Origin of the sequence: Dyella sp. AD56 (assembly GCF_002878475.1) — a bacterium.
GTDB lineage: Bacteria > Pseudomonadota > Gammaproteobacteria > Xanthomonadales > Rhodanobacteraceae > Dyella.
Genome location: NZ_NRDP01000033.1, coordinates 131,935 through 151,833, shown reverse-complemented (window position 1 = coordinate 151,833; position 19,899 = coordinate 131,935). Strand labels below are relative to the sequence as shown.

Sequence of the window (19,899 nt, the reverse complement as noted above, 5' to 3'; positions counted from 1 at the left end):
GATATGACCGCGCAACCCGTACTTGCCTTTGCCTGGAATGCCGCCGTTGGCATTCCGATGTTTATTCTTGGCTTGATCGTCCTCGCGGCGATGTGGTTGTTCGGCCAACCGAGGAAAGAGCAAGGCAAGCGGCGCGTGGTGGCGAGTGCGGCAGGTGAGCGTCGCGACCCGACCTTCGGCGGAGAAGGCGAGGCGCTCGATGAGCCCGCATTCAACGCACGAGACGACTTCCACATGGATCCGCTGGATGTTCGCAACCCGAAGCAGGGCGAGCTGGATGTCGGCTTGCGCGAAGAGCTGGAACGCCTCGGTGCCACGCTCGCCGGTGACAAGGGCCGCGTGGAGCCTGCAACGATCGGCAAGCCGCAGGGTATGGCCGCGTCCATCGTCGACGCTTTACGCGCGCCGCCCGAGCAGTTCGAGCAGAGCCTGGCGCAGGCGACGGGTGCGGACCACGTCCACCTGCCGCGTGCATCGGAACCCGAGCCGCTGGCAGCGTCGGCGCCCGCACCGGCACCGGCACCGGCACCGGCTCCTGAGCCGGAAGCGCCTCGCGTCGCGCCGCGTTCTGACGTTGGCCGTCGACCGGAGCGTATGCCGGTCGAACGCATCGTCACGTTGTTTGTGGTGGCGCGCGAGGGCAGCATTTTCAATGGCGCCGACCTGATCGTCGCCGCCGAGAAGGCCGGCCTGGAATTCGGTGACATGGGCATCTACCACCGCTTGGTGGATGGCAAGCGCGAACTGGGGCCGATCTTCAGCGTGGCCAATATGGTCAAGCCCGGTAACTTCGACGTGACCCGTGTCGACGCCATGCGCACGCCGGGCCTGAGCTTCTTCATGACGTTGCCGGCGCCGATCTCTGCGCTGGACGCGTGGGACGCCATGCTGCCCACGGCCCAGCGCTTGGCTGAGTTGCTCGATGGCCAAGTGTTGGACGAGGAACGCAATGCCCTGGGGCGCCAGCGCGTGGCGCACATCCGCGACGAATTGCGCGGCTGGGACCGCGACCACGAAGGCAAGGAAATCACCTTCGGCCGGTGAGCTCTCCCTAGCCCGTCATTCCGGCGCAGGCCAGAATCCAGTGGCGGCCATGCTGGACTATCGAGATACCGTTCGGGCCTGTAACACTGAAGCGAAGACCTATCGATTCGGCTACTGGATTCCGGCCTGCGCCGGAATGACGAGTAGGTGAGGCTAAGTGGCATGTGGCATCAGGCGCCGGGTCGAACGCCGCTGTTGCATTGGCTCCCCGCCTCGGACAGAGTCCAATCCACGGAGGGAACATGGCCTGCACTTTGTTGCGTCGCCTTGCCTGTCTTGGGTTGCTGGCGCTGGCCGGCTGCACCCATTCGGACCTGCGTCCCGATTATCCGCGCGTCCCAAGTACCGTCCTGCCGGCCAAGCCGGATGCACCGCTGGTGGGGTATGCCGCCCGCATCACCGCGGGACACGGCAGCGACAGCGGCGTGCGCCTCATCAGCGACTCCAACGATGCACTGCTGGCCCGCATCGCGCTGGCGGATCGCGCCATGCACTCGCTGGACCTGCAGTACTACATGTTCCATAGCGACGCCACCGGCGGGCTGCTGGCGCAACGCCTGCTGGCGGCGGCCGACCGTGGCGTGCGCGTGCGCTTGCTGTTGGATGATCTGCACGTAGCGGGTAACGACAACGTGCTGCGTATCCTGGATGGCCATCCGAATATCCAGATCCGCCTGTTCAACCCGTTCCTGGAACGGAATCCGTCGCTGTGGGGCATGGGCAAACAGTTTGCTGGTGATTTCTCGCGACTCAACCGCCGCATGCACAACAAGGCGTTCATTACCGACGGGGCGATGGCCATCGTCGGTGGCAGGAACATCGGCGATGAGTATTTCGACGCCAACGACACCCTCAATTTCCGCGATCTGGACGTCCTGACCGTCGGTCCGGTGGTGGCGGAGGTGGGGCAGATGTTCGACCGCTACTGGAACAGCGATCAGTCGTATCCGATCGGCGCCTTCCATCGCCGCACGCCCGGCCCCGGGGAGCTGGCCCAACTACGCAAGACCATGGCGGCCAATGCACGCCAGTTCAGTCAGAGCAGTTATGCGCAGAGCCTGGTAGCCCGCGTGGGCGACCTGGCGCATGAGGTGCCCGCGACCGACTGGGCCTGGGGGCCAACGACCTATCTGGCCGACGACCCGGACAAGGGCAATCCAGCGGCGGACAGCAAGGACTTGCACATGGCGCCCGAGATCCGTGCCTGGCTGGATAGTGCACAGCATCGTCTTACCCTGATCTCCCCGTATTTCATCCCCGGCACCAAGGGCGTGGCCTATCTGCAAGGCATGCGCGAGCGCGGCGTGACGATCGAGGTGCTGACCAATTCGCTGGCGTCCACGGATGCCGGCGATGTCTACCAAGCCTATGCGTCGTATCGGGTGCCGCTGCTCAAGGCCGGGGTAGAGCTTTACGAGTTGAAGCCGGATGCGCGGCGCGGCCGGCACAGCAGTCATTTCTTCGGCTCGTCCACGGGCAGCAATAGCCTGCATGCCAAGGCGATGGTGGTGGATGAGCAACATGCCTTCGTCGGTTCCATGAATCTGGATCCGCGTTCCATGCACCTGAACACCGAAGACGGCGTGATCGTCGATTCGCCCGTGCTTGCCCACGCACTATTGGCGATCTTCGCCGACGCCACCAAGCCCATCCACAGCTATCAGGTGCAACTGGACGACAAGGGGCGCGTGTACTGGCAGGGCAAGGAGCCGGACCAACCCATGATCCGCTACGACCATGCGCCGGATACCAGCTGGTGGCGTCGTTTCAAGGTGAACATGGGCGGTCTGTTGCCGATCGAAAGTCTGCTTTGACAGCGCAGCAGGGTGGGAGATGCATCAAGCGGGCGAATGGCGTAGCGTGACGCGGCGTTCCTTTGGCTGCGGGCCTGTCCAGACAGGTCTGCATTGGCTGCCACCTGTCCGGTAACGAGTGCCTGCATGCGCGGTTCACGTGTTCCTGGCAAACCGCACTCGCACCGCTGGTGGCGCACCGGCTGGGTTGTCGGCGTGGCCTTGTTGGCGGCGTGCAGCGGAACGCTGCGACCCGCGGGTCCCCCGAAAGAGGATCAGCTGCTCGTCGCTCGCCGACTGTGGCACGACACTGCGGAAACCCAACGACGGGACATTGCCGCGCGCAACTGGCTGCGCTGCGCCGTGGCAGCCTATCGAGCGTCGGATTCGGACGAGGCCGCACGCCAGGCGGAAGCCCAATCCATTGCCGATGGTTGCACGCACCAGCTGATGGGTTACTTGCTGGACCAGGAGCCTGGAGCCTGGCGCCCCCACACCATCCAGGTCTTGGATGAGTCGGTACGGGTGGTGTTCCGCGATCTGCCGAGCAGTCTGGACGATGGTCCGCTGGCCTTGGCGCGTGCTGACGAGGTGACCGTTCCCGTCGTGATGGGCGAACGTTACACGTCACCGGGTTACGGCGTGGCCCTGGTGGGATGGCAGGCGCAGTGCCATGACCGGCCCATCTGCGTGCTCGACCCGCCCGATGGCGTGACGCGGGCGCTCACTGCCTGGGTGGAGCCTGGTGACGACGGTGTTGCGCAGTTGGTGGTGGCTGGCACGCGCAAGCATCCGGCGATCACCATCGGTCACCGCGATGTGCCGCTGGCGGCGGATTTCTCGGCCCCTTACGCTGCCCTGTTCGATCGTTCGCACATCAACCGTGCAGCGGTGTGGAGCCTTATCGGCGGCCATGAATTCGCGCAGCGCCAGGGGCTCTATCTGCTGGAAGACTACGACCCGGCCAAGACACCGCTGATCATGGTGCACGGGCTGGGGCGCAGCCCCATGATTTGGGCGAAGCTGACCAACCTTATCGACGGCTCGCCCGAACTGCGCAACCGTTATCAGGTGTGGCACGTCGTCTATCCGACCAACACGCCCCTGTTGCTCGACCGCTTATACGTGCAGCGCATGATGGATAACGCGTGGCACATCCTCGATCCCGAGGGCACAGCGCCAGCGCACCAGAACATGGTGCTGATCGGCCACAGCATGGGTGGCGTGATCTCGCGGCTGCTGGTGTCCAACAGCGGTGATGTCGTGTGGAATGCGGTGTTCGATATCCCACCCGATCAGTTGCACGGTGCGCCCACGGACATCGCCACGCTGGAGTCGGTCACCCGCTTCCAGGCCTACCCCGGGGTGACGCGGGCGTTTTTTCCTGGCGTCGCCGCACCTGGGCAGCCCGTACGTCGACAGCGTCGTTGGTTGGCTGGCGCAGCGCGTGATACACGCGCATACGCCGGAACTGGATGCCTTGCTCCGCGTGGCGGCTGAAAACCGCAGCCACGAAAACCCGCTGCTGGCGGAGGACTACGAGCGCAACGGTCTCAGTAGCATCAGCACGCTGCGCTCCACGCAGCCGGTCAGCCGCGCGGCCCAGTCGCTGATGCCCGTGCCGGGCGTGCGTTATTACACCTTCGCAGGCCACTTACCCGGCACGCATCCGCCCAGCGACGGCTTTGTGCCGCTGGCCAGTGCGCTGATTCCGGGCGCCACCTCGACGACTATCGTGAAGGACGGCCACCAGCTTTACCTCAACGACGAAGTGCTGGAGAAGATCGTGGAGATTCTGCGTCAGCCTTGATGCGCGGCAGTCGGCAGGCGGCTGCCGGCTCTGTCATAGGTGGGGTCCGCATCGTTCGGACACACCCCAAAAGTCGTAGATGGATAAGCCTTCGAATTCACGCAATTTCAGCATTTGCTTGAGCATGATCGGGCCGCATGGTGAGCGCCCGCTCGAGTGGGTAGGCACCATGCATCGAGCACTGCGAGGCTCAGGGAAGAGCGATAGGAGTCTAGGCGCTGCTCTCACGCCGAGGCGGCGGCGACCCGGACGACGTGATCTGACGGCGTGGAGGAAAAAGGGAGTGAACGCATGCGCAAGGTTACGATCAGGTTTCAGGATGTCGCCACGGAGCTAGCCCAGATCAACGCGTTGCGGGACGATGTGATGGAGCGGGCGTTTGTCGTGCTCGAGCAGCGTCATGGCACGCTGGCGGCCATGCTGGTGCAGAGCCTCGGCGAGCGTCAGCGCGCAGTGCGCTGGATGTGCCGTCACCAGAACGCCTTTAGTGGGCGCACCGCGTACGAACTGCTCGCCGATGGCGAGGAGGACACCGTCTGGGACGAGATTGCGCTGCTGAGCGATGCGCCCGCATCGGCACGCATGAGCTCAGCGCGCATGGCGTACTGAGCCGGTTTGTGGCTGAGGAATCAGGGCTTGGCGTGAGCCGTGTCTCGCAGGGCCCACACGCTGTTGGCGTCGCCGGTGCGTGCCCGCCGAGACGCAGCGCGCGCGAACAGCGCGAATACGATGCCCAGTGCGATGCCCGTCAGGTCCACCCCAAGGATACGCCATGCAAGTGGAGACCCCGTCTGCGCCATGGCCGATGCATTGCCTGCCAGATCGACCACCGCCATCACGATAGTCAGCACGGATGTGGTCCATAGCAATTCGATCGTTGCCTTGGCGATGGGGCGCAAGCAGGCATAGGCGCAGGCCCCCAGGAACAGCCCGTAGCACGCCACGCGTTGCGGTATGGCCGCTTCGACCCCAAGACGCATGGCAATCCAGGTCGCGACGAATGCCCCACTGATCGCCAGGCAGGTGCCGATGCATACGCCGATGGTGGCTCGCGCCATGACCAGCGTCTTGCGTGGTTGGTCGAGGTGTCGGCGCTTGCGGCGCGACTCGATCCACAACAGATTGCCGGAATAGAACAGGAAGGCGCCGGCAAGGCCGAGAATGAAGTACAGCCACTGCACCGTGCGGCCGCCGAAGCTGCCAAAGTGCAGGCCGAACAGCGAGGCGTAGCTGATGCCGTTGAGGCTGTAGCGGTCACCGACATGCGTGGCGAGTACGGTGCCGTCATGCGCGGACATGGCCACGGTGCCGTAGGAGCCCAGCGTGTGCTGCGAGAGCCCGCGTACTTCCGCGACAGCATTGCGGTCGCCGTAGTGTACGAAGTGCATGTAGTCCGGCTCGAACGTAGTCACGCCGTTCTTCAGGGCTTCGGCGCGGGCGCGTTGGATCAGCGCATCGGTGGACAGCATGGTGGCCGGCGTGCCGCTGACGGTGACGGTTGGCGTGGTTTCCGTCGCCTTGGCAAACGCCTCGAACAGCTTGCCGTCGAACGCGACAGTGTTGAGCGCAGCGAGCGTGATGGTGAACAGGCAGAACAATGCGCCCGTGACCGCAAAGATCACATGGAACGGAAGGCTGATGACGCCGATGGCGTTGTGCGCATCCTGCCAGAGTCGCTTGATGTTGCGTCCCACACGCATGGCGAAAAGATCTTTCACCAGTTGCGGCAGGTGAATCAGAATGCCCGACAGCAACGCTAGCCCATACAGCACGCTGACGATGCCCATGAGGTACAGCCCGACCACTGGCAGACCCAGCGAGTCATGCAACGCGTAGACAAAATCGGCGAGCTCGTTCTCGGCGCCCTCTGTGCGCGGCGCTTCCACCTGGCTGGCGGTGGCGAAGCGGCTGCCGTCCTTTGCCTGCCAATAGGCGTAGGCGGCGTGCGAGCTGTCGTGCGCCAAGATGATGCCGAAGTCATCGCGGGCATCGGGATGACGCGTGAGCAGGCGATCGACGAGCGTGTCGATCGGCACGTTGGCGTCGGCCACTGCGTGCCAGGGCGGGTTCTGCCACGCAGCGATGTCGTCGTGGAATACCGTCAGCGCGCCAGCGTAGAACGCGACGAACAAGGCAAACCCGGCGAGCAGTCCCGTCCAGGTGTGCACCGTTTGGAATGTGCGGATGGTGGAGGCTTTCATCAGGAACGTCCGTGTATCAGCCGGGCAGGCGCAGTAGCCACAGCACGGCAAACACCGTCACGTTGGCGCTCCCCATCATCAGCCATGCGCGAAGGCCGCTGCGGAACATGTAGGCAGCGGCCATAAACACCGTCCACAAGGGGAAGAACAGGATCAGCGCGGGAATCAGAAAAGCGTCGCCGTGGTTGGGCAACATGTGCAGCAACAGGGCGAGTAACAACGCTGCGAGCGGAAAGCCGAGCAGGGTGCCGGCAAGGCAACGGGCGATCATTCCACGGTGTCCCTCACCGCGGTACGCCACCACGCCGCGTAGGGCAGGGCGACCCAGCAGAGCATCAGCATCGTCAGGGCGGCTGTAATGCCCGCACCCATGCCGGCCTCGTACCACCAGCAGGCCGTGCCGCCAGCCACGAACAACCAGCCAGTCAGCCTTGCCACGGCTGGCAGGCTAGACGCACGCAGTCGCTGCTGGGCGCTGGCGAGGTAGATCAGCGCAGCGCCCGACAGGGTCAATAACAGGGCAAGCAGGGTGATCACATCGGGGCCTAGACGCGGGGGTTTTGCATCTCAATATTGAGAATTATTCTCATTTGATGGCGGAACTGTCAACCGCGAACCGCAGGTAGCTTGCGATGGATGCATAACCGAGCAGCGTTGAAGAACGCCTCAGAACTGGTACTGGAAGCGACCCACGATGGCCGTTGGGTGCGTGCCACTGTCCGGATTGCCTGGCTTGTTCAGATCAATGGCGTGTACCAGGTTGGCGGAGAGACGCACGGATTTGTCCAGGTACCAGTTAATGCCGACCGTGACATTGGTTTCCTTGCCGCCGCTGATGTCGCGATCGTTGAGGTCAGTCATGCTCAAACGTGCGCCTACTTCCAGCGCACCACCGGCGTGCCCGTTCCATGACGCATGGGGCACGACCGGCCCGAATGTCGCATTGCTCTCGTTGTAGTTACGGCTTTCGCCGGTGAGCATCCAACTGGCATAGCCGTACCAGCCGCGAAACCGTAGCGAGGGCAGGCCGTCACTACGTTCTAGATGGGTCTCCATGTACTCGGCCTGCCAAGAGAATGGGCCGCTGACATGAGCCGCTTCCAGGCCGTAGCGCTGCACCCGGTTGGAGCCGGGAATGCTATGGGTGTCGAGAAAATCGGGGCCGGATTGCAAGGCGACTTCAGGCGGTGAGTCGAATCGTTGATCGTTGCCAGGGCCGAATCGGCGGGTCGAGTAGGAGGTCGCCAAGTGATAGATGCCGCCATCGGTCTGGAAGATGTGCGCCAGACGACCCGTCAATGCCGCGCCGCGCTGCTCGCGACCCTCGTCACGGGGGCCGGCGGTAAAAAAACCGTAGCTCCACACCCATGGGCCATGAAAATCACTGGAAGCGATGCCGACGCTGCGGCTGGGGGCCAGTGCGTTGGTCGTCGCCCGTTCGAGGAAGGTGGTGTTGCGGAAGCTGCCGTACTGCTCGAGCCCGAAGGGTTCTTGCTGGTTGCCGATGGTGATAGCGCCGAGGTACTGCGTTTTCTTGCGCACGTAGACGTTCTTCAGCTCCACGTGACCGTCGTTCAATTGGCCATCGAAATAAAACAGCCAGCCGAACTTCAGTTCACGCTCGAGAATGATGTCGGCGCGCCGAAGGCTGAAGTCGGTATGGCCAAGTCCGCCCCCTCCGTTGTGGTTGGCCGCATCGATCATCACGTAGCCGTGGATCTGCATATGAGTCAACGGGGTGTCGATGCCGCCTTCGAAGGGGCGCATCAGCGACAACTGGCGCAGGGCATCCACCGTGGCACTGCCATCGCCCACCGTCGATGCCGAGGGCACCTGCGCCGGAGTCGGAGCTTGCAACGTCGTCTCCACGGGCGTCGATGTCTTCGGGGCCTGGTGGACACAACCTGCCGCAGTGGCGCAGGCCAGGCCGGCAACGATGGACGCCAGGCCGTGACCTGTCAGCGTCTTGCGCCTGCTATCAACCATGGTGCCCGACGTCCTCTTGCCACATGCCGCCATTGATCCTGCGCGCCAGTGCTCCACGCCCGGCCGTCCCATGTCCATAATGCCGGGATCGTAAGGCTTTGGTCTGTAAGAGCGAACCGCAAAATTACTGCTTTGCCGTCTCTTTCGGCTGTCGGTAAACGGGCGAGCTGACCCCGGGAACGAAGCTCCCTACGGAAGCGCATGGCAAGGCGCGCAGGTTAATATGACGGTTTGCAATGCCCTCTCAGGAGTCTTCGAGTGATCATCAATCCCAAGGTGCGTGGTTTTATCTGCGTGACGGCCCATCCGGTCGGATGCGAGCGCAACGTGCTCGAACAGATCAACATCACCAAGGCGCAGGGTGATCTGGGCGAAGGCCCCAAGCGCGTGCTGGTGATCGGCGCCTCCACCGGGTATGGCCTCGCCTCGCGCATTACGGCGGCCTTCGGTTACGGTGCGGCCACCCTGGGTGTGTTCTTCGAGAAGCCCAGCAGCGACACCAAGACCGGCACGGCGGGCTGGTACAACTCGGCTGCGTTCGACAAGTTCGCCAAGGACGCGGGCCTGTATAGCCGCTCCATCAATGGCGATGCGTTCTCGAACGAAACCCGCGAGCGCGCCATCGAGATGATCAAGAACGAGATGGGCGGCAAGATCGATCTTGTCGTCTATTCGCTCGCCTCGCCGGTGCGCAAGCTGCCGGATACGGGCGAAGTGGTGCGTTCGGCGCTCAAGGCCATCGGCGAGACCTTTACGGCCAACTCGATCGACACCAATCGCGACACGGTGGTGCAGGCGTCGGTGGAACCGGCGACCGAGCAGGAGATTAAGGACACCGTCACCGTGATGGGTGGCGAGGACTGGAAGCTCTGGATCGACGCGCTGAGCAAGGCCGGCCTGCTGGCCGACCACGCAAAAACGGTGGCCTACAGCTATATCGGTACCGAGATCACCTGGCCGATGTACTGGCACGGCACGCTAGGCCAGGCCAAGCAGCACCTGGACAACACCGCCAGGCAGCTGGTTGCCGAGCACAAGGCGGAGCATCTGGACGCCTACGTGGGCGTGATGAAGTCGGTGGTGACGCAGGCGAGCGCAGCGATTCCAGTGCTGCCGCTGTATATCGCCATTTCCTTCCGCGTCATGAAGGAAATGGGCATCCACGAAGGCACCATCGAACAGATCAATCGCCTCTTCCGCGACCGCATGTACCGCAAGGATCACACGGCACCGGAAACCGACAACGAAGGCCGTCTGCGTTTGGACGACTGGGAGCTGCGCGAAGACGTGCAGAAGGAATGCAAGGCGTTGTGGCCGACAGTGACCACTGAAACACTCAACGAACTGACCGACTACGCGGGCTACAAGAGCGACTTTCTGCGCCTGTTCGGCTTCGGCCGTAACGATGTGAACTACGAAGAAGACGTCAATTCGGATCGTCGCTTCGACGTCGTCGAGCTCTGATCGCTGGTTGCCGGATGCCGCTTAAGTGGCATCCGGCCCGATCCGCGGGCAAGGCATACAAGGCCGCCCGCTCCCGCTAAGCTGCCGCGATGAGCACTGCCATCGTCTGGTTCCGCCGCGACCTTCGCCTTGCGGATCACCCCGCATTGAGCGCCGCCTGCGAGGCGTTCGAGCGGATCGTCCCTGTCTACATTCATGCGCCACACGAGGACGATCCGTGGCCAGCAGGCGCCGCGAGTCGGTGGTGGCTGCATCACTCGCTCTCCCGCCTTGACGCGCAACTGCGCGGTCATGGCAATGCCTTGCATCTGGCGCAGGGCGACAGCCTGCCGGTGCTTCGCGACCTGATCGAGCGCACGGGCGCCACCGCGGTTTTTTGGAACCGATGCTACGAGCCGGCAGCCATCGCACGTGACAGCGCCGTCAAGGCTGCGCTGCGTGAGCAAGGCATCGAGGCACACAGCTTCGGTGGTTCGCTCTGGTACGAGCCCTGGCAGATCGAAACGAAGCAGGGCGAGCCTTATCGCGTCTTTACGCCGTTCTGGAAGAATCTGCGTCAGCGTCTCGATACGCCGAGACCGTTGCCGGTCGCTTCGTCATTGCGTGGTGTGGATATCGATGGAGGGTTGCCGCTCGATGCACTCGGGCTGCCTCCCGGGATTCCCTGGGATACCGGTCTGCAGGACGCATGGCAGCCGGGAGAAGCAGGAGCGCAGGAGCTCGTGGACATCTTCCTGGACGATGCCATCAGCGACTATGCGAAAGCGCGTGATTTGCCCGCGCGGCACGGCACATCGAGGCTGTCTCCGCACCTTCATTTCGGCGAGATATCGCCTCGGCAGATTCACTATCGGCTGACGGAACAGGTGGCCGCCACCGACACACGTCGACGACCGGACATCGAGCCGTATCTGCGCGAGCTGGGCTGGCGCGAATTTGCGCATCACCTGCTGTATCACTTTCCCGGAACGCCCACCGAGAACTTCAACGACCGGTTCAATCGGTTTTCGTGGGCTGATGACGACGTCGCGCTCGAGCGCTGGCAGCGGGGTCGCACGGGCATTCCACTAGTGGATGCCGGCATGCGCGAGCTTTGGCATACGGGATGGATGCACAACCGCGTGCGTATGATCGTCGCCAGCTTTCTGACTAAGAACCTCCGACAGCATTGGCGCCACGGTGCCCGTTGGTTCTGGGACACACTGGTCGATGCCGATCTCGCCAACAACACCATGGGTTGGCAGTGGGTGGCGGGTAGTGGTGCTGACGCCGCACCTTATTTCCGCGTGTTCAATCCGGTGACGCAGGCGCAGAAGTTCGACCCGGAAGGGCATTACCTCCGTCGTTGGTTGCCCGAACTGTCCTCGGCACCACTGCCGCTATTGCACGAACCATGGAAGGACGCCGGACTGCTAAAACGCAGCGGTTACCCCGCGCCCATGGTCGACCTTGGCGGGACGCGCCAGTCGGCGCTGGACGCCTATCAGCGTATGCGGAACGCGTAGCCTCACACTGTCTCGTCGGTAGCCGCGGTGCCTTTGTCGCGCCGTAACATCCAGGCGAGCACGGGCGGCGTCACCATCGCGGTGAGCAAGGACATGGCCACGATGATGGCGTAGATGCGGTCGCTGAAAACGCCTGCGGTCAAACCCAGGCTCGCGATCACCACGCCGACCTCGCCACGCGGCACCATGCCGAACCCCACCATGGTTGCGCTGCGCGCGCCGAGCGATAGCGAGCCGAGGAAGCCACCAATCAGTTTTGATGCGATGGCGATCACGGTGACGACCAGTAGCATGATGGCCGCGTCCGCATTCATAAGTTGATGCAGGTCGATCTTGCTGCCGGTGATGACGAAGAAGAACGGCGTGAGCAGCGCGAGCAAAGGCTGCGTCTGTTTCTCCAGCGTATGCTGCTGGCGCGTTTCCGACGCGATCATGCCGGCAAGGAAGGCGCCAATGATGGCGGCCAGCCCAAATAGCGTGGACACGTAGGCCAGACCCAGGCACAGCGCCAGCACGATGGCGAGCGCCGAATGCGGGCTCTGCGGCTTATCGAGCCAGCTGGAGTTCCAGCGCATCATGCGTGCACCGCCAATGCCGATGATGGCGATAAAGCCGATGGCGCCCGCGAGCACGGCGATCAGGTGCGTCACGTCGATCCCTTCGCCGCCCTGGACCGATACCACGACACCAAGCAGCAGCATGGCGAGGATGTCGTCGATGACGGCCGCGCCCAGGATCACCTTGCTTTCGGTGCGCTGTAGCGCACCCAATTCCTGCAGCACGCGTGCCGTGATGCCGGCCGAGGTCGCGACGAAAGCAGCGGCGATGAACAGCGATCGGCTCCAGTCGAATCCGCTCGCATGTGCCCACACGCCACCCATGCCGAATGGCACCAGCACGCCCAGCACGCCGACGAGAAAGGCCACCTTGCCGACTTTCTTCAGGTCTTCGAGGCGGGTTTCCAGGCCTACGGAGAACAGCAACAGCACAACGCCGATCTCCGAGAGCACGTCCAGCGGCGTGCCCGCGGCGACCTGATCCGGAGTGATCCAGCCCAGCAGGGAGGGACCGACCACGCAGCCCGCTGCAATCTCGCCCACGACGCCGGGCAACTTCAGTCGTTGCGCGATCTCGCTGCCGATCTGCGCGGCGAGGAAGACGATGAAGAGTGTGAGCAGGATGTCGCTGGCGTGGTGCATGGAAAGAGGCGGCCTCCGTGTCAGGTCCGTTGCATGCTACATGCTTGACGCGCGGCACGCCCCATAGCGTTAACAGGCCCTATTCGGCGGCTCGTCCCGAACGCATGGGGCTTTCATTCTTCAAGCAACTGAATACCCAGCTTGCGGTGGCCGTCACGATGGCAAGCAGCAGCACGGTCCAGCGGAAGGCGGGGATGTAGTCGTCGTGAGCATGGCCTTGCAGCAGTGCTTCCATCAATAGCGAGGCCAGCGCAATGCCGAAGCTCATAGACAGGTATTGCGCCGTCGATGCCATCGACGAGGCCTGCGAGGCGAACTTCACATCCAGGTCGTTGTAGATCAGCGTGTTCATGGCCGTGTACTGCATGCCCATGAAGCCACCGTAGACATACACCATCAAGGCGATCACCCACATCGGCGAACCCTTTCCGAGTAGTGCGAACGACCCCAGTAGCGCGCCGACGATCAAGGTGTTGGTAAACAGCAGTCGCCGATAACCGAAGCGTTGCAGTAAGCGGTTGATGCCCCACTTGGCCGTGATCGAACCTAATGCCTGCGGCACCATCATCAGGCCGGCCATCAGCGGCGACCAGCCGCAGCCGACCTGCAGGAACAGCACCAGCAGCAGGAACATGCCCGATACGCCCAGGCGTGTGAACAGGTTGCCGGCCAGCGATACCCACACGCTACGCACACGCAACAGGTTGAGATCCGCCACAGGGTGGTCGGTGCGGCGGCTGTGCCACACATACGTCGCGCCGAACACGATGGCGAGCACGCCATAGATGGCGATGCGCATCCATTGGCCACCGCCACCGCTGGCGACTTCCGCGGCCGTGAGCAACATGGCGGAGGCGGCGGCGAACAGCAGGAAGCCCATCAGGTCAAACGGATGGACGTCGTCCAGCCGGTAATCGGGCATGTCGCGGCGATTCATCCACATGCCCACCACACCCACGGGCACATTGATAAGGAAGATCAGGCGCCAGGAGGTGTATTGAGCCAACGCGCCGCCGAGCAGTGGACCCAGCACCGAGCCTACGCGAGAGCACCCCACCGTGGCCACCGTGCTCATGGCTCTTACGAACTCGCGCTTGTCGATGCTGCGCACGAGCACATAACGACCGACCGGCATAAGCGCTGCACCACCCAGGCCCTGCAGCACGCGTGCCGCGACAAGTTGCGGCAACGTTTGCGCGAGGCCGCACAACAGCGAGCCGATGGTGAACGTGGCGATGGCAGCGGCGAAGATGCGCCGCGTGCCGAAACGGTCGCACAGCCATGGACTGGCGGGAATGAAAATGGCCAGAGTCAGCACGTAGCTGGTGAGCGCGGTGCGCATACCTAGTGGGGTGACGTTGAGCGCTTCGGCCATCGCCGGCACGGCCGTGTTGACGATGGTCGAGTCCAGAGCCTGCATGAAGAAGGCGGCGGCCACCAGCCAAATGAGCCCACGATAACGGTCTTGTGAAGATTCCGTGGGCGGTGCCGGAACCGCTGCTTCCTCGCCGGGAGGCGTAACAGGAAGGTTGGTCTCGGTGGCGGCTAAATTCTCGGGCATCTCTGTCTATGATAACTGCTATGGCAACTTGCTTTTGTGGGTCGCCGCGTCCAAAGTCGGCTCAGTTTCATCTTTGACGTTTGGCTGTGCGGATGATGTCAATCGCGCGGCGGCCCGACTTGCACGGATGAACGACAAACAGCGAAGGAATGAGCGCGCCGGGGCGGCATCGTCCCGGCGCGTCGTCTTTTGCGAACCCCTATGGTCAATGCATCACCCCGTTCGGACGACAGGAGTCCCCATGAGCAGCAAGCCCGCCATCATCATTTCTTCGCTGGATCTGCAGCGCATCGAAGCGTTGCTGGAGCGTATGCCGCCGACACAAGCCGCGCAGTACGAGGCGCTGCGCGGCGAACTGGACCGGGCGGACGTGCTGGAGCCGGCGGACATCCCGGCAGATGTCGTCACCATGAACTCGGTCGTCACCTTCAAAGACGACGATTCCGGGGACGAACTGACGATCAGCCTTGTCTACCCCTCGGGGGCGGGTGTGCCGGGTACGGTGTCGATCCTGGCGCCTGTCGGCAGCGCCTTGCTGGGCCTGAAGGTCGGCCAGCCTATCGAGTGGCCCACGCCGGATGGTCGCCGCCGCCAGTTGCGCGTGCTGGAGATCGAGTACCAGCCCGAAGCATCCGGCGATCTGCATCGCTGATTGACGCGCACTCGCGTCCACGTGTTCTTCACATCGTGGACGCGATGGGCTGGTTTATAGGCCGAAATCCGCTGGGACTCGGTAAACTTCCGCTCATGAGGATACCCGCATGAGTCAGAGCCCGGCCCACGACTGGCGCACCAAGGCCGCCGAACTGCGCGAGAAGATCGAGCGCGCCAATTACCGCTATCACGTACTCGACGATCCCGAAATGACGGACGCCGAGTACGACCGCGCCATGCGGGAACTGGAAGCGCTTGAGCAGACCCATCCTGAGTTAGCCACACCTGACTCGCCCACGCGGCGCGTCGGCGCGCGCGCGCAAGGCGGTTTCGCCGAGGTGCGGCACGCCATCCCCATGCTTTCGCTCAACAACGCGTTCGAGCAGGAGGGCGAGGGCGATCGCGAGCGTTTCCGTGAAGTAGCCGAGTTCGAACGGCGCATCGAGCAAACGCTGGACCGCCGCGCCCCCGTGTTTTCGGTGGAGCCCAAACTCGATGGGCTGGCCATCAGCCTCCGCTATGAGAACGGCGTATTCGTGCAGGGCGCCACGCGCGGCGACGGTGAGACCGGTGAGGACGTCACCGCGAACCTGCGCACGGTACGTGCGATCCCGCTGCGGCTACGTGGCGAAGGCTGGCCGCGTGTGCTCGAAGTGCGTGGCGAAGTGATCATGCTGCACAAGGATTTCGAGGCGTTCAACGCGCATGCCCGGGCGCATGACGAGAAGACGCTGGCCAATCCGCGCAATGGCGCGGCCGGTTCGCTGCGCCAGCTCGATCCCGCTATTACGGCCCGGCGCAAGCTGAGTTTCTTCGCCTACGCAGTGGGCGAAGTGCAGGGCGGTGAGTTGCCCGCCACGCATTCGACGACGCTGGCGAAGCTCCGTGACTGGGGTTTTCCGGTGTCGCCGGAAGTGGATACGGCGAAGGGCTTTGAGGGGCTCCTTGCCTACTACCGCCGCATCGGTGCCAAGCGCGACAAGCTTCCGTACGACATCGACGGCGTGGTCTACAAGCTGGACGACTACGAAGGCCAGCGCGCGATGGGGTTCGTCTCGCGTGCACCCCGCTGGGCCATCGCGCACAAGTTCCCTGCACAGGAACAGACCACGACGGTCGAGGCGATCGAGATCCAGATCGGGCGCACCGGTGCGGCCACGCCCGTGGCGCGCCTGAAACCCGTGCAGGTCGCTGGCGTCACGGTGACCAACGCGACGTTGCACAACGCCGATCAAGTGGCCCGCCTGGATGTGCGGGTGGGCGATACGGTGGTGGTGCGGCGCGCGGGCGACGTGATCCCCGAGGTCGTGCGCATCATGCCGGACCTGCGTCCCGCCCATACCCACCCATGGCATATGCCCACACACTGCCCGGTGTGCGGCTCGGCACTGCTGCGCGAAGAAGGCGAGGCGGCCTGGCGTTGCTCCGGTGGTCTGGTTTGTCCGGCGCAGCGCAAGGAAGCCCTGATCCACTTTGCCGCGAGGCGCGCGATGGACATCGAAGGTATTGGCGAGCGTTTTGTCGATGCCTTGGTGGATTTCGGTTACGTGCATACGCCCGCCGATCTCTACACGTTGACGCTTGACGACTTCCTGGAGATGAAGCGGCGCGCAGACGAGCGCGATGGCACCACGCCCGAGACGGTAAAGCAGGGCAAGGTGGCCACCAAGTGGGCCGAGAATCTGATCGAGGCTATCGAGGCGAGTAAGCGCACCACGCTGCCACGCTTCCTGTTTGGACTCGGCATCATGCATATCGGCGAAAGCACGGCCAAAACGCTGGCTGCGTGGCTGGGTAGCCTGGCCATGATCCGTCGCATGCCGGCAGCGGTGTTGCGTGTGTTACCAGACATCGGCGACGAAGTGGCGCGCTCGACTGCCGGCTTCTTTGCGCAGGAGGGTAACCAGAAGGTCGTCGATGCGTTGCTGGCGTCCGGCATCGTGTTCTCCGACGAAACCCATCCTTCGGCCAAGTTGCACCAGCGCCTCGACCTGGCGGTGCTGCTGGATATGGTGGGCATCAGCAAGCTCGGGCCGAAGAGCACCAAGTTGCTGGCCAACCATTTCCCCTCGTTGGACAAGCTCATCGCCGCCGGCCCTGCGCACTGGGTCACCGCGGGCCTGCCCTCGGCGGCGTCGACCAATCTGGAGGCATTCCTCCACGACAAGGCGAGCCTCCAGCAATTGCGCGAGGCGGATGTGGCGATGTGGGAATTGCTCGATGCGATTCCGAAATCGACCAAAGCCGTCGCCGCGCCGTTGGATGGCCAGACCATCGTGCTGACCGGAACGCTCACCTCGCTTAGCCGCGACGAGGCCAAGGAGCGCCTGGAGGCCTTGGGTGCCAAGGTCGCCGGTTCGGTATCTAAGAAGACCAGTTTCGTGGTGGCCGGTGAGGCCGCAGGCTCCAAGCTCGACAAGGCGCAGGAACTGGGTGTGGAGGTGTGGGACGAGGCACGCCTGATCGAATTGCTCGCCACGCACGAGGGCGGTGCATGAACCTGCATATGGCCGGTCGCCTGCATCTGCGCGCACGCGTGTACGCGCTGATCCGCACGTTTTTTGCGGAACGCAGCGTGCTCGAGGTGGAAACGCCGATCCTTTCCGCGGCCGGCAACACCGATCCGAACATCGAAAGTTTCAGCACGAGCTTCAGCGGGCACGTGGATGCCGGCGCACGCGTGCGCTGGATGCGCACGTCACCGGAGTATCCGTTGAAGCGCCTGCTGGCCGCTGGTGTGGGCGACTGCTACGAACTCGGCCGGGTGTTTCGCAATGGCGAGGCGGGTGGTCGCCACAATCCCGAGTTCACCATGCTGGAGTGGTACCGCGTCGGCTGGGATCATCGCCAGCTGATGGAGGAGACCATCGCGCTGGTCGAAGCGGCGCTCGCCATGATGGGCACGCGCGCGGAAGTATGGATCGAAGGCTATCGGCAGCTGTTCATTGACGAACTTGGCATCGATCCGGCGCATGCACCCATCGACCAGCTGCGGCTCCCGCTCGACGAGTTCAACATCAACCCGGATGGCCTCACGCGCGATGATTGGCTCGACCTGCTCATCACGCATCGGCTGCAGCCCTTGTTCCCGGCCAACCGCATTACCGTGATCCACGACTATCCGGCGTCGCAATGCGCGCTGGCGAAGGTACGGCCGGGTGATCCACCGCTGGCCGAGCGCTTCGAGTTGTTCTTGGGGCGCTACGAGCTGGCGAATGGCTACCACGAGCTCAACGATGCCGCCGAGCAGCGTCGTCGTTTCGAACGTGACAACGAGGTGCGTCGTTCGCGCGGGCAACCCGTCGTGCCGATGGACGAGCGTCTGATCGAGACGCTCGATGCCATGCCCGATTGCGCGGGCGTGGCACTGGGCATCGAGCGCCTGCTGATGTGCCTGATCGGCACGGATGCCATCGCTGATGTGCTGACGTACCCGTTTTCGGAGGCCTGAGCGGATGGCATCTACCTTGTTGCCCGCGATCCATCACGTGGCGCTGATCTGCTCGGACTACGCTCGGTCGAAGGCCTTCTATAGCGAGACGCTAGGTTTTCGCATCATCCGCGAGGTTTACCGGGCGGAGCGCGATTCGTGGAAGCTCGACCTGGAAGTCTCGCCCGGGGTCAGCCTGGAGCTTTTCTCGTTTCCTTCGCCGCCGAGTCGCCCGTCCCGGCCGGAGGCTCAGGGCCTACGCCATCTGGCGTTCGCCGTGCCCGATGTCGATGCGGTGATCGCCACGTTGCAAGCACGTGGCGTTACGTGTGAACCGGTGCGCGTGGACGAATTCACCGATCGGCGCTTTACCTTCTTTGCTGATCCGGACGGTTTGCCCATCGAACTATACGAAGCGTGACGCTTCGCGACCGGGCCTGAAAAAGAAGAACCCGGCGGCTCTCACGAGCGGCCGGGTTCTTCTTAGGTGAAGCGGGATGCGCTCAGCTTTCGCGTGAGTCGAGCAGGTGTCGATAGATCAGTCCGCCCACTGCACCGCCGATCAGCGGAATCACCCAGAACATCCAAAGCTGCTGGATCGCCCAGGTTCCCTGGAACATCGCCACCGCCGTGCTGCGCGCGGGATTCACCGAGGTATTGGTAATCGGGATGCTGATCAGATGGATAAGCGTCAGGGTGAGGCCGATGGCCAGCGGGGCGAAGCCCGTGGGTGCCAGCTTGTGGGTGGTGCCGTTGATCACGATGAGGAAGAACGCGGTCAGTACGAACTCCGCAACGATGCACGCTTGCAGCGAATAGCCCGTTTTCACCAGCGAACCGTTTTCCCAGATGGCGCTGGGCGAATGATCGCCATAGCCGTTAGAGGCAAAGCCCGCCACGGCTTCAAAACCCGGCTTGCCACTGGCGATAAGGTAAAGCACGGCGCCGGCCACAAGGCCGCCGATGACCTGGGCTATCCAGTAGGGCACCACGTCCTTGGCGGGAAAGCGTCCGCCGGCACACAGGCCAAGGGTTACTGCGGGGTTGAAGTGACCACCAGAAATGTGGCCCACGGCGTAGGCCATGGTCACGACGGTCAGGCCGAAGGCGAGGGCGACGCCCGCAAAACCAATGCCCAGATCAGGATAGGCCGCAGCGAAGATCGCGCTACCGCAGCCACCGAACACCAACCAGAACGTACCGAAGAACTCCGCTCCCAAACGCTTGCCCATACTCATGAGGATCTCCTTGC

The 19,899-nt window shown here is 63.4% G+C and carries 18 protein-coding genes; 11 read left to right on the top strand and 7 right to left on the bottom strand.

Features of this window, described 5'->3' with window-relative positions; all coding sequences use genetic code 11:
* Positions 1-3: 3 nt before the first annotated feature.
* The 5 genes from zipA to DyAD56_RS20685 all read left to right on the top strand — a co-directional run bounded on the left by zipA (position 4) and on the right by DyAD56_RS20685 (position 5,256).
* Entirely contained in the window at positions 4-1,044 is a 1,041-nt protein-coding gene (zipA, locus tag DyAD56_RS20705) for a cell division protein ZipA (RefSeq protein WP_102304717.1), read from the top strand.
* A gap of 242 nt (positions 1,045-1,286) precedes the next feature.
* On the top strand, positions 1,287-2,858 hold the full coding sequence (locus DyAD56_RS20700) for a phospholipase D family protein (protein ID WP_102304716.1): 1,572 nt from the start codon (positions 1,287-1,289) through the stop codon (positions 2,856-2,858).
* A 126-nt stretch (positions 2,859-2,984) separates the two neighbouring features.
* Complete coding sequence (locus tag DyAD56_RS20695) at positions 2,985-4,337, top strand: alpha/beta fold hydrolase (protein ID WP_102304715.1); 1,353 nt, start codon at positions 2,985-2,987, stop codon at positions 4,335-4,337.
* Positions 4,327-4,647, top strand: a complete 321-nt coding sequence (locus DyAD56_RS20690; protein ID WP_158241412.1) for a hypothetical protein — start codon at positions 4,327-4,329, stop codon at positions 4,645-4,647. The genes DyAD56_RS20695 and DyAD56_RS20690 overlap by 11 nt, the downstream gene beginning before the upstream one ends.
* A gap of 291 nt (positions 4,648-4,938) precedes the next feature.
* Positions 4,939-5,256: an antitoxin Xre/MbcA/ParS toxin-binding domain-containing protein gene (locus DyAD56_RS20685; RefSeq protein ID WP_233202777.1), complete on the top strand. Its 318-nt coding sequence runs from the start codon at positions 4,939-4,941 to the stop codon at positions 5,254-5,256.
* A 20-nt stretch (positions 5,257-5,276) separates the two neighbouring features.
* On the opposite strand, the gene DyAD56_RS20680 is transcribed toward DyAD56_RS20685, so the two are convergent.
* The 4 genes from DyAD56_RS20680 to DyAD56_RS20665 form a co-directional block, all read right to left on the bottom strand.
* A complete protein-coding gene (locus tag DyAD56_RS20680) occupies positions 5,277-6,848 on the bottom strand; it encodes a PepSY-associated TM helix domain-containing protein (protein ID WP_102304713.1) in 1,572 nt (523 codons plus the stop codon).
* Between the two features lie 16 nt (positions 6,849-6,864).
* Positions 6,865-7,119 (bottom strand): hypothetical protein, encoded by a 255-nt coding sequence (locus tag DyAD56_RS20675; protein ID WP_102304712.1) that lies wholly within the window; start codon positions 7,117-7,119, stop codon positions 6,865-6,867.
* Positions 7,116-7,385, bottom strand: coding sequence for a hypothetical protein (locus tag DyAD56_RS20670; RefSeq protein ID WP_102304711.1), 270 nt, complete (start codon positions 7,383-7,385; stop codon positions 7,116-7,118). Before DyAD56_RS20670 ends, DyAD56_RS20675 begins: the two co-directional genes overlap by 4 nt.
* A 129-nt stretch (positions 7,386-7,514) precedes the next feature.
* A complete protein-coding gene (locus tag DyAD56_RS20665) occupies positions 7,515-8,834 on the bottom strand; it encodes a porin (RefSeq protein ID WP_158241411.1) in 1,320 nt (439 codons plus the stop codon).
* A 258-nt stretch (positions 8,835-9,092) separates the two neighbouring features.
* Between DyAD56_RS20665 and fabV the strand changes: the two genes are divergently transcribed.
* Both fabV and DyAD56_RS20655 read left to right on the top strand, forming a co-directional pair.
* Positions 9,093-10,298 (top strand): enoyl-ACP reductase FabV, encoded by a 1,206-nt coding sequence (gene fabV / locus DyAD56_RS20660; protein WP_102304709.1) that lies wholly within the window; start codon positions 9,093-9,095, stop codon positions 10,296-10,298.
* Between the two features lie 89 nt (positions 10,299-10,387).
* On the top strand, positions 10,388-11,803 hold the full coding sequence (locus DyAD56_RS20655) for a deoxyribodipyrimidine photo-lyase (protein WP_102304708.1): 1,416 nt from the start codon (positions 10,388-10,390) through the stop codon (positions 11,801-11,803).
* A 2-nt stretch (positions 11,804-11,805) separates the two neighbouring features.
* Here the strand turns inward: DyAD56_RS20655 and DyAD56_RS20650 are convergent, their stop codons facing one another.
* Both DyAD56_RS20650 and DyAD56_RS20645 read right to left on the bottom strand, forming a co-directional pair.
* The gene (locus DyAD56_RS20650) at positions 11,806-13,002 is read right to left on the bottom strand and encodes a cation:proton antiporter (RefSeq protein ID WP_102304707.1); all 1,197 of its coding nucleotides are present in this window, start codon (positions 13,000-13,002) and stop codon (positions 11,806-11,808) included.
* A 79-nt stretch (positions 13,003-13,081) separates the two neighbouring features.
* The gene (locus DyAD56_RS20645) at positions 13,082-14,563 is read right to left on the bottom strand and encodes an MFS transporter (RefSeq protein WP_102304706.1); all 1,482 of its coding nucleotides are present in this window, start codon (positions 14,561-14,563) and stop codon (positions 13,082-13,084) included.
* A gap of 241 nt (positions 14,564-14,804) precedes the next feature.
* Here DyAD56_RS20645 and rnk point away from each other — a divergent pair, with 241 nt between their 5' ends.
* From rnk to DyAD56_RS20625, 4 genes are all read left to right on the top strand, one after another.
* Entirely contained in the window at positions 14,805-15,215 is a 411-nt protein-coding gene (rnk, locus tag DyAD56_RS20640) for a nucleoside diphosphate kinase regulator (RefSeq protein WP_102304705.1), read from the top strand.
* A gap of 109 nt (positions 15,216-15,324) precedes the next feature.
* Positions 15,325-17,715: an NAD-dependent DNA ligase LigA gene (gene ligA / locus DyAD56_RS20635; RefSeq protein WP_102304704.1), complete on the top strand. Its 2,391-nt coding sequence runs from the start codon at positions 15,325-15,327 to the stop codon at positions 17,713-17,715.
* On the top strand, positions 17,712-18,668 hold the full coding sequence (gene epmA / locus DyAD56_RS20630) for an EF-P lysine aminoacylase EpmA (protein ID WP_102304703.1): 957 nt from the start codon (positions 17,712-17,714) through the stop codon (positions 18,666-18,668). Before ligA ends, epmA begins: the two co-directional genes overlap by 4 nt.
* 4 nt (positions 18,669-18,672) lie before the next feature.
* On the top strand, positions 18,673-19,068 hold the full coding sequence (locus tag DyAD56_RS20625; protein ID WP_199179067.1) for a VOC family protein: 396 nt from the start codon (positions 18,673-18,675) through the stop codon (positions 19,066-19,068).
* Between the two features lie 82 nt (positions 19,069-19,150).
* Here DyAD56_RS20625 and aqpZ read toward each other — a convergent pair whose 3' ends face one another.
* Positions 19,151-19,885: an aquaporin Z gene (gene aqpZ, locus DyAD56_RS20620; protein WP_199179066.1), complete on the bottom strand. Its 735-nt coding sequence runs from the start codon at positions 19,883-19,885 to the stop codon at positions 19,151-19,153.
* Positions 19,886-19,899 lie beyond the last annotated feature (14 nt).